Genomic DNA, 10,909 nt, shown 5'->3' with positions numbered 1-10,909 from the left:
ATTCACTCGCTCCGCTCGGCCATAAAGAACACATCTTTCTGGCAGATGCTCTAACCTGCCGGGAATGACCGCGCCCGAGCCTGCCCCTGTCCTGCCGCCCGATCTGGCCCCGTCCACGCCGGAGCCAGCGCGCGAGACCGGGCCGGTGCGGGACCGGGCGCTGCTGCCGGACGTGCTGCGCGGCGTGGCGCTGCTGGGCATCCTGATCGTGAACATGCAGGATTTCGCGGGGTTCCTGGAGTGGCAGCAGGTGGGCGTGGACCGCGCCGCGCAGGTCGTGACGGACGTGCTGGCGAACGGGCGGTTCATCTCGATCTTCGCGATGCTGTTCGGGTGGGGCGCGGCGGGCATCCTGGCGCGGCGGGGCGCCGGGGTGTTCCTGCGGCGGCACGCGGCGCTGCTGGCGGTGGGGGCGCTGCATTACGCGCTGGTGTGGCACGGGGACATCATCAGCAATTACGCGACGCTGGCGCTGGCGCTGCTGCTGGTGGCGCACCTGTCGGTGCGGGCGCTGCTAGTCATGTCGGGCGCGCTGGGCGCGTGGTGGCTGGGGCTGGGGCTGCTGGGGGCGGTGGTGACCACCGGGGATCAGGTGCGTTTCGTGTTCCTGCCGGATGTGCTGTCCACGTACGCCGCGAACGTCCAGACCCGCGCCGCGGAGTTCTGGCCGCTGCTGTGGGAGGGGAATCTCTTCAACGGGCCGTGGCTGGTCGCGCTGTTCTGCCTCGGCGCCGCTGCCAGGAAGTCCGGGCTGCTGACCCGCCCGGATGAGCACCGACCGCTGCTGCGGCGGCTGGCGGTGGGCGGGCTGGGTATGGGCCTGCCGCTGGGCGCGCTGCTGGCGTACCTGAACACCCGTTCCGATTACGCGGCGGGTGCGCTGGCGTTCCCGGTGCGGATGGGGGGCGGGCTGGCGGGCGCGTTGGGGTACGTGGGCGTGCTGGGCCTGCTGGCCGCGGCGGGTCGGCTGGGCGCGTGGCGGCTGTTCGCGGCGAGCGGGCGGATGGCCCTGACGAACTACCTCATGCAGAGCGTGGTCATGACGCTGATCTTCTACCCGTACGGTCTGGGGCTGGGGAACTGGCCGGGCACGGGCGGCGGCTGGGGCGCGGCGGCGGGTCTGGGGGTGTCGCTGCTGGTGGGGCTGGCGCAGTTGCCGCTGAGCGCGTGGTGGCTGTCCCGTTTCGGGCGGGGGCCGGTGGAGTCGCTGGTGCGCTGGGTGGCGTACGGGAGCGCGGCCCGGCAGAATCGTGGGCATGACTGACTCGAAGCCGCTGCGGGTGCTGGCGCTGTGCCTGGGGAACATCTGCCGCAGTCCGCTGGCCGAGGCGCTGCTGCGCCGCGAACTGGACGCGGCGGGCGTCCGGGCCGTGGTGGACAGCGCGGGGACGGGCGCGTGGCATGTGGGTGAACCGGCGGACCCGCGCAGCCGGGAGGTCGCGGCCCAGCACGGCCTGAACCTGGGTGGAAGGGCGCGGCAGCTGGACGCAGCGGACTATTACGAGCAGGACGTGATCCTGGCGATGGACGCCTCGAACCTGCATGACGCGCGCCGCATGAGTCCGCCGAATGCGGAGGCGCGCCTGACGCTGATGCGGGCGTTCGATCCGCTCGCGCCGGGTGCGGACGTGCCGGACCCGTACTACGGCGGTGCGGACGGCTTCACGCAGATGTACGAGATGCTGGAACGCAGCGCGCGGGAGTTCGCGCGGCGGGCGGCGTCGGGGGAACTGGGGGGGTAACCGGGTGGGAGGTCTGTGAGAATCGCGCGCTAGACTGCGGGGCATGGATAACCGCACGAACCTGGACGACTACCTCGCGGGGCTGGGCATCAGCGACGCGGACGAGAGCGAGCTGCCGCCGCCCGCTCCCGACGCGACCCCCAGCGCCCCCACGCTGGAAGCCGCGCCGGAAGACCCTCGCGCGGCGCTGGAACGCTTCCTGCAGGGCCTCGTGACCCGCATCGACCCGGGCCTGTCCGTGACGGTCCGCGAGGCGGAGGACGCCCTGGAAGCCGAGATCACCGGTGAGCACGCCGCGCGCCTCGCCGGGCGGGACGGGCGCACGCTGGGCGCCATCGAGGTGCTGGCGTACACGGTTCTCGCCAAGCAGGAGGGCCGCGGGCACCTGCGCGTCCGCGTGGACGTGGGCGGCTTCCGCAAGCGGCAGGCCGACACCCTGACGAAACTCGCCGAGCGGCTCGCGGTGCAGGTCGCCAAGAGCGGCGAACCGCACGAGCTGCAGCCCATGCCGCCTGCCGAACGCCGCGTGATCCACATCGCGCTGAAGGAACACCCGGACGTTATGAGCGAATCCATCGGCGAGGGCGCCGCCCGCCGCCTGATCATCAAACCCCGGCACGGGTGAAGCATGACGCTGCGTGACCTGCTGCGGCGGGGCGCGGCGCGGCTGAGCGCGGCGGGCGTCCCCTCCCCGGAGGTGGACGCCCGCGCGCTCATGCTGCACGCGCTGGGGCTGTCGCCCGTGTCCCTCCTGACCCGCGCCGCGTCAGAGGTCGCCCCGGCGGATGAGGCGCGCTTCGAGGCGCTGATCGCGCGGCGGGCGGCGCGGGTGCCCCTCCAGTACCTGCTGGGCGAGTTGGCGTGGGGCGGCGTGCGGCTGCGCTGCGACGCCCGCGCGCTGGTGCCCCGCCCGGAGACCGAGTGGCTGCTGCACCTGACCCTGGAGGCCCTCTCGACCCTGGCGGCCCCGCGCGTGCTGGACGTGGGCACCGGGACGGGCGCGCTGGCGCTGGGCGTGAAGGCCGCCCGCAGCGGCGCGCAGGTCACCGCGACCGACCTCAGCCCGGAGGCCCTGACGCTGGCCCGCGAGAACGCCGCGCTGAACGGCCTGGAGGTCACGTGGGTGCAGGCGGACCTGCTCACGGGCGTGACCGGGCCGCTGGACCTGATCGTCAGCAACCCCCCGTACCTTCCCGATGCGGACCGCGAGGACGTGCAGCCGGAGGTCACCCACGACCCGGAACTGGCGCTATACGGTGGCCCGGACGGGCTAGATCTCGCGCGGCGGCTGGCGGCGCAGGCGACCGGTGTCCTCGTACCGGGCGGGCGGCTGCTGCTGGAACTCGACCCGCGCAACGCCCCGGCCTTCGCCGCCGAGCTGCGCGCCCAGGGCTGGACGGCCGACACGGCGGCGGATCTGACGGGCCGGGAACGCTTCGTGGTCGCGCAGTGGGGGGCGGGACTCTGAGCTGTGGGCTCTGGGCAGAATGCTTCAGCTCAGGCTCGCCTCACCGCTCAGCGCTCACCGCCCGTTTCCGTGCCAGGGCGTCGCGCACGGCGTTCAGGCGCGCGCCGTGCAGGGGGTAGAAGCTGAGGATCGCCATGGCCAGCAGCGCGCCCGTGATGGGCGGCACGGTCATGAAGAAGCGGAAGCCGTCCGCGACCGCGTCGGGCTGCACGCTCAGTTTGGGGTCGTAGCCGCTGGCGCGGGTGACAGCGCCGAACACCTGCGCGGTCAGGGCGCTGCTGAGGGTCGTGATGAAGCCCGCCATGCCGAAGTACATCCCGGCGCGGCGCTGGCCGCTGCGGAGTTCGTCGTCGTCGATCACGTCGGCCATGACGACGTCGCCCATCAGGATCAGGCCCGCGAGGGCCGCGCCGAACAGCACGGTGGTCATGGCCGCGCCCGCCAGGGACTTCACGAGGGCCAGCGGAATGAGCGAGACGGCGGTCAGGCCGAAGGCCAGCATCAGCGTGCCGCGCGGGCCGAGGCGCGGCGCGATGAAGGTCCGCCAGGGGTACAGGGCCAGTCCGGCGGTCACGAACGCCCCGGCGAGCAGGAGGGTCGTGGCCGCGCCGCCCTCGATCCCCAGGCTGTAGCGGACGTAGAAGCCCATCCCGGCGGCCAGGGTGCCGGTCGCGAAGAAGCGCATGGTCAGCGCCGTGACGAGAATCAGGAACGCGCGGTGCGTGAACGTGGCGCGCAGGGCCGTGAAGAACCCCAGTTCGCGTTCCCGGCTGTTCGGACGTTCGAACAGGCTGCCCACGCCCGCGTAGATGGCGACGGCGGACACCGCGGCGAACACCCAGGCCATGACCGTCCAGCCGAGCATCCCGGCCAGCAGGGGCGGCAGGGCCAGCCCGACGAGCAGCGCGACGATCTGCACGGCGTTCATGCGCCACGCGACGGCGGTTCGTTCCTGGAACGTGCGGAACATCTCGGGCAGCAGCGCCAGGTAGCCGGTGCCGACGGCGGTGGACGCGCCCTCCCACAGCACGAACATGACCACGAAGTACGTCATGAGCGCCACCGGCTGATCGGTGCCGTTGAAGGGCGCGCTGAACAGCAGCCCGAACAGGATCAGGGCGGGCAGCGCCCCGAAGCGCACGTACGGAATGCGGCGGCCCCAGCGGGTACGGGTGCGGTCGCTCAGGAAGCCGATCAGGGGGTTGTTCGCGGCGTTGTACAGCGCGAAGATCGTCATGGCGGTCGCGGCCCAGGTCGGGTTCAGTTTCAGGTGGTCCACGTAGTACAGCAGCAGGAAGCTGGTGGTCTGCGCGGGGATGGTCAGCCCGAAGTTCATGCCGGCGTACCGCCAGCGCTGCGTGGCGGTGGTGTCGGGGGTCAGGTCGGCGGTGGGCGCGACGGCCTGGGTGTTGGTGGTGGTCATGCGGTCTCCCGGCGGCCCTGCAGGGGTCGTTGCAGCGCGCGGTACGTGGTAGTCTTCACGCCGCTGCGCGCGAGCATGCCCGCGAAATCCGGTGAGAGGAACGCCGCGTGGTTCGCGACGCGGCCCGCCCAGTCGCCGCAGATGGCGCGCAGTTCCGGCGTGTCGCGCGCGGGGTGCAGGATGAAGTGCGTCAGGCCCGCCGGGAGGGACGCCAACAGCTCCTCGATCAGGGGCAGGTGGTCCCCGCCGACGTGCAGGGGCAGCATGACGAGGTGATCCACGAGCGGCACGCCCCGCGCCTCCAGCGCGCGCGTCACGGCGGCCATCGGCGCGGCCTCGGCGCGGCTCAGGCCGTGCGAGTGCCAGCCGTCCTCGTCGAGGCGGGGCAGCATGGGCACGATGCCGCGCGGCAGGGCGGCGTCCAGGCAGGCCTCCAGGAACTTGGGGTGCGCGACGGCGCCCATGTGCGCGTCCACGTGCGACACCTCGATCCCCCAATCCAGGGCGCGGCTCACCTGCGCGTCCAGTTCCGCGCGGGCGGCGGCCGGGTCGGCGTTCGTGCGGACCGCCTCGACGCTGGCGTGCATGAAACCCTGCTCGTCGGTCAGGCCGCTGGCGGGGTCGCGGGTGCTGACGGGCGCCCAGCGGTAGGCGCGCCACTCGCTGTTCAGGGTCAGATGCACGCCCAGGTCCGCGCCGGGCAGGTCGCGGGCCAGCGTCGCGGCGGCCGGCGCCCACGCGCAGGGCATCATCACGGACGCGCTGCCCAGCGTCCCGGCGCGGAACAGGTCGGCGCAGCCGCTGACGGTCGCCTCGCACATGCCCAGGTCGTCGGCGTGGAAGATCACGACCCGGTCGCCGGGACTGAACCCCAGGGCGGCCAGGGCAGGGTTGAAGGTGGGGGTGGTCATGCCGGTCTCCTTGCGGGGTGAGATGTCTTGCGGGGGGAGTGACGTCCAGCATGCCACGCCGCCGCGGCGCGCGGGACGAAAAACCCGCCCCGGATCAGGGGGCGGGCGACCGTTGCCACTCGTTCGGTTCAGTCGTCGGCGGCGCTGGGGCCTTCGCGGGGCACCTCGGGGTTCTCGATGAACTCGGTCGGGTCGATCGCGTCGAAGCCGATCTCCTTCTCGTACTCCTGGATCTTGACGTGCAGGCGGCGCACGTCGCCCTCGACGGCGCCGTAGTCGAAGGTGTCCCAGATGGCGGTCGTCTTGAAGTTCCCACCGTCGAAGTCCGGCACCTCGCGCGTCCGGCGGATGCCTTCTTCGAGCGCCTTGCGGCTCTCGATGCCGAGGTTCCGGAAGGCGACCTGCATCACGTCACGCTGGAAGTCGCGCGGGCCGTAGATTCCGGCGCGGTACACCGTCTCGAAGAAGTGCTCCCAGTTCGGGACGAGCTGCGCGGCGGGCATGCTGAACTGCGTGATCACGTTCCTGATCGCGCTCAGGGTCTGCTCGGGGTAGTAGTACAGGTACATGCGCACGCCTTCCAGGAAGAAGTTGTAGTGCGCCGCCTCGTCCACCGCGATGGTCTGCGCGACCTTCGCCAGCACCGGGTCGGACACACCCTTCAGGTGCGGTTTGTCGCTCTTGCCCTGCGCGATCTTCATCATGTTCAGGTAGTTCAGCTGCGTGGCGCGCTCCTGGAACACGGTGTACACGAGGTTGTGGATCGCGTCCGGGAACGGCAGTTCCCACGTCTGGGATTTCAGGCGGTCCTTGTATTCCTCGACCCACTGCGGGCTGCGCTGGCCGCTGAACAGCACGGCGTTCTCCCAGGCGTCGGCGTGTTTCTCCTCCTCGCTGCCCCAGCGGAGCTGGAAGTGGGAGCGGCCGTGGCTGCGACGCACGAGGTGCACGAGGTTGCTCGTGAAGTCCGGCGCGTACTGCTCGACGGCGAAGAAACCTTCGAGGACCGTGATGACCTCGGGCGGCAGGTTCTTGTTCAGGCTGCGCCAGTCGAAGCTGCGGTCCGGGTTCCAGTTGCGGGTCTCCTGGCTACGGGCGGTGTACCAGCGGTACAGGCCCAGGAAGCCGCGTTCGATCAGGCGGTCTTTCTCGCGGTTGCTGAGCAGCCCGGCGGGGGTGCGGGGGCGCTCGTTGAGCATGTTGGGGGGCATCACATCGGCCATGGGTTTTCCTCCTCGGATGGCGCGCCGACCTCCCGCGTGGGAAGCTGCGCGGGGCAGACGGCGGGGACGGTACCCGGTCAGGCTACGCCCGTCCCTGGCCCGGCAGGCGCATCACGGGACTCGGTTCAACATGAGAAACCGTGTCGGGCTGCGCCGCGCGTGCCGGGGCGCGCCCGGTACACTGCCGGGCATGAGCCTCGTCGGACAGCCCGCGCCCGATTTCACCCTGCCTGCCTCCACCGGCGAGCAGATCACCCTGAGCAGCTACCGCGACCAGCAGCACGTCGTGCTGGTGTTCTACCCGCTGGACTTCAGCCCGGTGTGCTCCATGCAACTGCCCGAGTACAGCGGCCGTCAGGACGACTTCGCGGACGCGGGCGCCGTCGTGCTGGGCGTGAACCGCGACAGCGTGCACGCGCACAAGGCCTGGGCAGCCGAGTACGGCATCGAGGTGCCGCTGCTGGCCGACATGAAACTCGACGTGGCCCGCCAGTACGGCGTCGCCATCGACGACCGCGGCATCAGCGGCCGCGCCGTGTTCCTGATTGACCGGAAGGGCGTGGTGCGCTACCAGCACGTCGAGGAGAAGACCGGGGACTACACCGTGCGCCCCGAGGCGGTCTTGGCGAAGATCCGCGAACTCTGATGGCCCCGCACGTCCTGAGTTTCATCAACCTCAAGGGCGGCGTCGCGAAGACCACCGCGACCGTCCAGCTGGCCGACACGCTGGCGTTCATGAAGCAGAAACGCGTGCTGGTCCTCGACCTGGACCCGCAGACGAACGCCACCCTCGCACTGATCGGCGAGCAGCGCTGGGAGCAGGCGGACGAGGCCGGGCAGACCCTCGCGCACCTGTTCCTGGACCTGCTGCGCGGCGACGGCACCTTCACCTTCGACGCCACGCGCGCCATCCTGCGGGGCGTCAGCAACCTCAACCGCGTCCCGCCCGAGATGATCGACCAGCTGCCCGAAGGCACGCGGTACGGCCGGGTGGACCTCCTGCCCAGCTCCATCCGGTTGATCGACGTGCAGGACCGCATGCAGGACATCGCGGGCCGCTCCCACTACTCGGTCGGCCCCATGGAAGCCGTGAAGAAGTTCGTCGCGCCGGCCTTCAGCTCGTACGACTACGTCCTGATCGACTGCCCGCCCAACCTGGGCTTCGTCACGCAGAACGGCCTGGAAGTCAGCGACCACTACCTGATCCCCACCATTCCCGACCGCCTGAGCACCTACGGCATCCCGCAGATCGCCACGCGCATCGCGCAGATCCGCCGTGCCCGCGACCTGCGGCTGCGCTGCCTGGGCGTCCTGATCACCAAGTACCAGAGTCAGAGCGCCCAGCACCGCCAGGGCCTCCAGCGCCTCCCGGAGGACCTGAAACGCGCCTTCGACGCCACCGGCGAAGGCACGCCGCCCATCCTCACCACCGTCCTCCCGCAGACGAACGCCAGCGCCGAGGCCATGACCAGCGACCGCACCCCCGCCAACTACCGCGAGAAGTACGGCGGCGGCGTCGTCGCCGGGCAGGGCGCGTACAAGTACGGCCTGGACCTCGCCGACGAGATCGAGGACCTCCTGAGCGGCCAGCCCCGCACCCCCAGCCCCTTCAGCCAGTGGGCGCAGGACATGAGCAACCGCTGAGCAGCCCGACCTACAGCGTCAGCGGGTCGACCAGCAGGGCATCCTCCGCCTCGAAGGCCTCGGCGTAGCGGACGCGGGCCATGGTGCCCCAGTACGTCATGCGGGCGCGGCGGCGCTCCACGATCTCCGGCGTGACCGTCTCCGAGATGGCCGCGCCGGAGAACTGACTCTCGTGCGCCAGCACCGACGCCGCCCACACGTCCTGCACGTCCGCCACGTCGATCAGCACGTTCGGGGTGATGTCCGCGTTCCCCTGGTACAGCAGCACCCGCCCCACTCGGTGCGGGTCGCCCGGCAGGTCCGCCTTCGCCAGCTGCGCCAGGTGCACCGCGCGCTTGCTCAGGTGGTACGACCCGAAATGATCCGGGTGCCGATCCCGGTGGTGCGGAACGACCAGCACCCGGGGCCGCACCGCGCGCAGCACCGCTGCCAGGGCGTGCGCGCCCTCCAGCGTGTCCCGCAACTCCCCGTCCGGCAGGCCCAGCTGCCCGCGCCACGCCAGCCCCATGATCCCGGCCGCCCGCGCGCACTCCGCCACGCGCACCTCCGGCGAACCCTGCGTGCCCCGCTCCCCGCGCGACAGTTCCAGGATGCCCACCGCGCGGCCCGCCCGCGCCAGCCGGATCAGGGTGCCGCCCGCACCGATCTCCGCGTCATCCGGGTGCGGGGCCAGCACCAGCCACTCCAGCGGCTGCACCCGCCCATGAATCGTCTCGAACACCGTCAGCGCGTCACTCATGGCACGCAGCATAGGCCCCCGCCCCACCCGGCCCGCGCGCCTTGACACCCCCCGCCCCCCTCCCTATACTTTTTGAGCTTCCCACCGGAAGCCCCGACCCGTAGTCCGCCAGTGTAGCTCAGGGGTAGAGCAACTGATTCGTAATCAGTAGGTCGTCGGTTCAAATCCGACCTCTGGCTCCAGGTGAAAAGCCTCCGCGTTCAGCGGGGGTTTTTTCGTTTACAGGTCGGCCACCATGTCGACGCGGTGCAGGCCGGGGCCGTAGCCGTCGGGGGTGCGCTTCACCTCGCGGAAGCCCAGGCGGGCGTAGAACGGCGCGGTGTGCTGGCTGGTGTCCAGCGTGGCGTGCGGGATGCCCAGGGCGCGCAGGCGGTCCAGGCGGGCCTGGGCGAGGGTGCGGCCGTGGCCCTGCCGTTGCCGGGCGGGGTGGACCATGCCCCACGCGAATCCGGCGGGGCGGGTGGGGTCCGGGCTGAACCACAGGCCGCCGCAGGCGATGATGTCGCCCTCGTCTTCCATGACGAGGTACTCGGCGGGGCCTTCCTGGCCGTCCAGCCACCCCTCGAAGTCGGGGCGTTCTTCCGGCAGGAAGAAGCGGGGGGTGTTCGCGTCGAAGAGGTGCAGGCACGCGGCCCGGTCGCCGGGCTGGTAGGGGCGCAGGGTGGGCATGCGGGTCAGTGTGGCACGCGCCGCCGCGGTGGGGCCGTAGAGTGGGCGGATGCGGGAAGGTGTGGGATTGGCGGTGCTGGGCGGGCTGGACGTGCCGGTGTCGGCGCGACTGTCGCCAGTGCTGGCGGACGCCCTGGCGGGACTGGATGCGGCTCGGTTGGACGTGGCGTACGTGCGGTCGGCGGCGTTCCGGGCGAACGTGGTGCAGGCGAACCGCGCGGCGGAGATCGCGGAGTCCGACGGGAAGCTGATGCTGATCGCGCGGGCGCTGGCGCGCTGCGCGCTGCTCCACCCCTCCCCCACCCCGGACCGCTTCCAGGCCCTGCGGATCGTGGAGAACCTGTCCGCGCGGGAGATGGACGCGCTGGGCGAGGTGTTCGACCTGCTCGATCCCATCGAACCGTTCGCGGATGCGCTGCCCGTGCGCGGCAGCGTGCCGCTGGGATGGTCGCGGCTGGAGTTCGAGGGGGCGCTGGCGGGGCTGGCGGGGCTGGGCCTGCTGACCCGCGAGGACCGCCCGGATGGTCTGGGCACCCCGGAGCGGGTGTGGATGCTGACGCCCCTGGCGCGCGGCGTGGCGACCCTGTGCGGTCTGTGGGGGGGCGCGTGACGGGCGGGGACTGGCTGGACGTGCTGTTCCCGCAGAACGCGGAGCGGACGGTGCCGTGGCCGCCGGTGGGCGAGGTGGTGACCCTGTGGCGGCCCACGGGGCTGCATGAGCTGCGGCTGGTGGCCGCGTCGGGCTGGCGGGCGTGGCCGCCCCGCCTGCCGGATCAGCCGATCTTCTACCCGGTGCTGAACCGCCCGTACGCCGAGGAGATCGCGCGGGACTGGAATGCGCGCCGGAACACGCCGCCCGTGGGTTTCGTGACCGAGTTCGGCGTGCGCGCGGACGTAGTGACCCGCTACGCGATTCAGGTGGTGGGCGCGCAGGACCGGCATCAGGAACTGTGGGTGCCCGCCGAGGAGCTGGAGGCCTTCAACGCGGCCATCGTGGGACCGATCCGCGTGGTGGCACACTTCGCCGGGTCGGACTTCACGGGGCGGATTGATCCCGTCACGCATCTTCCGCTGGACTGAGAGGGGCGCA

At 71.5% G+C, this 10,909-nt stretch carries 13 protein-coding genes and 1 tRNA gene; 9 read left to right on the top strand and 5 right to left on the bottom strand.

What is annotated here, in order from left to right:
* The first annotated feature begins 64 nt into the window (after nt 1-64).
* The 4 genes from IEY69_RS10695 to prmC are packed head-to-tail and all read left to right on the top strand — an operon-like array spanning nt 65 to nt 3,210.
* Complete coding sequence (locus IEY69_RS10695; RefSeq protein ID WP_189073155.1) at nt 65-1,264, top strand: DUF418 domain-containing protein; 1,200 nt, start codon at nt 65-67, stop codon at nt 1,262-1,264.
* Nucleotides 1,257-1,742 (top strand): low molecular weight protein-tyrosine-phosphatase, encoded by a 486-nt coding sequence (locus IEY69_RS10690; protein WP_189073154.1) that lies wholly within the window; start codon nt 1,257-1,259, stop codon nt 1,740-1,742. Before IEY69_RS10695 ends, IEY69_RS10690 begins: the two co-directional genes overlap by 8 nt.
* A 43-nt stretch (nt 1,743-1,785) precedes the next feature.
* Nucleotides 1,786-2,367: a Jag family protein gene (locus tag IEY69_RS10685; protein ID WP_189073153.1), complete on the top strand. Its 582-nt coding sequence runs from the start codon at nt 1,786-1,788 to the stop codon at nt 2,365-2,367.
* 3 nt (nt 2,368-2,370) lie between these two features.
* The gene (prmC, locus tag IEY69_RS10680) at nt 2,371-3,210 is read left to right on the top strand and encodes a peptide chain release factor N(5)-glutamine methyltransferase (RefSeq protein WP_189073152.1); all 840 of its coding nucleotides are present in this window, start codon (nt 2,371-2,373) and stop codon (nt 3,208-3,210) included.
* 40 nt (nt 3,211-3,250) lie between these two features.
* On the opposite strand, the gene IEY69_RS10675 is transcribed toward prmC, so the two are convergent.
* From IEY69_RS10675 to IEY69_RS10665, 3 genes are all read right to left on the bottom strand, one after another.
* Nucleotides 3,251-4,633 carry an MFS transporter gene (locus IEY69_RS10675; protein WP_189073151.1) on the bottom strand — a complete coding sequence of 461 codons (1,383 nt, stop codon included), beginning with the start codon at nt 4,631-4,633 and terminating at the stop codon, nt 3,251-3,253.
* The gene (locus IEY69_RS10670; RefSeq protein ID WP_189073150.1) at nt 4,630-5,544 is read right to left on the bottom strand and encodes a polysaccharide deacetylase family protein; all 915 of its coding nucleotides are present in this window, start codon (nt 5,542-5,544) and stop codon (nt 4,630-4,632) included. Before IEY69_RS10670 ends, IEY69_RS10675 begins: the two co-directional genes overlap by 4 nt.
* A gap of 128 nt (nt 5,545-5,672) precedes the next feature.
* A complete protein-coding gene (locus tag IEY69_RS10665; protein ID WP_189073149.1) occupies nt 5,673-6,767 on the bottom strand; it encodes an acyl-ACP desaturase in 1,095 nt (364 codons plus the stop codon).
* 190 nt (nt 6,768-6,957) lie between these two features.
* Between IEY69_RS10665 and IEY69_RS10660 the strand changes: the two genes are divergently transcribed.
* Both IEY69_RS10660 and IEY69_RS10655 read left to right on the top strand, forming a co-directional pair.
* Complete coding sequence (locus tag IEY69_RS10660; RefSeq protein ID WP_189073148.1) at nt 6,958-7,413, top strand: peroxiredoxin; 456 nt, start codon at nt 6,958-6,960, stop codon at nt 7,411-7,413.
* A complete protein-coding gene (locus IEY69_RS10655; RefSeq protein WP_189073147.1) occupies nt 7,413-8,411 on the top strand; it encodes a ParA family protein in 999 nt (332 codons plus the stop codon). Before IEY69_RS10660 ends, IEY69_RS10655 begins: the two co-directional genes overlap by 1 nt.
* Before the next feature lie 10 nt (nt 8,412-8,421).
* Here the strand turns inward: IEY69_RS10655 and bshB1 are convergent, their stop codons facing one another.
* A complete protein-coding gene (bshB1, locus tag IEY69_RS10650) occupies nt 8,422-9,150 on the bottom strand; it encodes a bacillithiol biosynthesis deacetylase BshB1 (protein WP_046843431.1) in 729 nt (242 codons plus the stop codon).
* 107 nt (nt 9,151-9,257) lie between these two features.
* Here bshB1 and IEY69_RS10645 point away from each other — a divergent pair.
* Nucleotides 9,258-9,332: transfer RNA gene (locus tag IEY69_RS10645), tRNA-Thr, on the top strand.
* 37 nt (nt 9,333-9,369) lie between these two features.
* Here the strand turns inward: IEY69_RS10645 and IEY69_RS10640 are convergent.
* Complete coding sequence (locus tag IEY69_RS10640; protein ID WP_189073146.1) at nt 9,370-9,819, bottom strand: GNAT family N-acetyltransferase; 450 nt, start codon at nt 9,817-9,819, stop codon at nt 9,370-9,372.
* A gap of 49 nt (nt 9,820-9,868) precedes the next feature.
* Here IEY69_RS10640 and IEY69_RS10635 point away from each other — a divergent pair, with 49 nt between their 5' ends.
* Both IEY69_RS10635 and IEY69_RS10630 read left to right on the top strand, forming a co-directional pair.
* On the top strand, nt 9,869-10,429 hold the full coding sequence (locus tag IEY69_RS10635) for a hypothetical protein (RefSeq protein ID WP_189073145.1): 561 nt from the start codon (nt 9,869-9,871) through the stop codon (nt 10,427-10,429).
* A complete protein-coding gene (locus tag IEY69_RS10630; RefSeq protein WP_229783862.1) occupies nt 10,426-10,899 on the top strand; it encodes a hypothetical protein in 474 nt (157 codons plus the stop codon). Before IEY69_RS10635 ends, IEY69_RS10630 begins: the two co-directional genes overlap by 4 nt.
* The last annotated feature ends 10 nt before the right edge of the window (nt 10,900-10,909 follow it).

The sequence above is a fragment of the Deinococcus sedimenti genome (assembly GCF_014648135.1).
GTDB classification, from domain to species: domain Bacteria; phylum Deinococcota; class Deinococci; order Deinococcales; family Deinococcaceae; genus Deinococcus; species Deinococcus sedimenti.
Note: the sequence above shows the minus strand (reverse complement) of the source record. Positions and strands in the feature narration are given on the sequence as shown.

Excerpts from the sequence above, each read along its gene's own strand:
- IEY69_RS10695 (WP_189073155.1), top strand. The coding sequence starts at position 65 with ATGACCGCGCCCGAGCCTGCCCCTGTCCTGCCGCCCGATCTGGCCCCG.
- IEY69_RS10690 (WP_189073154.1), top strand. The coding sequence starts at position 1,257 with ATGACTGACTCGAAGCCGCTGCGGGTGCTGGCGCTGTGCCTGGGGAAC.
- IEY69_RS10685 (WP_189073153.1), top strand. The coding sequence starts at position 1,786 with ATGGATAACCGCACGAACCTGGACGACTACCTCGCGGGGCTGGGCATC.
- prmC (WP_189073152.1), top strand. The coding sequence starts at position 2,371 with ATGACGCTGCGTGACCTGCTGCGGCGGGGCGCGGCGCGGCTGAGCGCG.
- IEY69_RS10675 (WP_189073151.1), bottom strand. The coding sequence starts at position 4,633 with ATGACCACCACCAACACCCAGGCCGTCGCGCCCACCGCCGACCTGACC.
- IEY69_RS10670 (WP_189073150.1), bottom strand. The coding sequence starts at position 5,544 with ATGACCACCCCCACCTTCAACCCTGCCCTGGCCGCCCTGGGGTTCAGT.
- IEY69_RS10665 (WP_189073149.1), bottom strand. The coding sequence starts at position 6,767 with ATGGCCGATGTGATGCCCCCCAACATGCTCAACGAGCGCCCCCGCACC.
- IEY69_RS10660 (WP_189073148.1), top strand. The coding sequence starts at position 6,958 with ATGAGCCTCGTCGGACAGCCCGCGCCCGATTTCACCCTGCCTGCCTCC.
- IEY69_RS10655 (WP_189073147.1), top strand. The coding sequence starts at position 7,413 with ATGGCCCCGCACGTCCTGAGTTTCATCAACCTCAAGGGCGGCGTCGCG.
- bshB1 (WP_046843431.1), bottom strand. The coding sequence starts at position 9,150 with ATGAGTGACGCGCTGACGGTGTTCGAGACGATTCATGGGCGGGTGCAG.
- IEY69_RS10640 (WP_189073146.1), bottom strand. The coding sequence starts at position 9,819 with ATGCCCACCCTGCGCCCCTACCAGCCCGGCGACCGGGCCGCGTGCCTG.
- IEY69_RS10635 (WP_189073145.1), top strand. The coding sequence starts at position 9,869 with ATGCGGGAAGGTGTGGGATTGGCGGTGCTGGGCGGGCTGGACGTGCCG.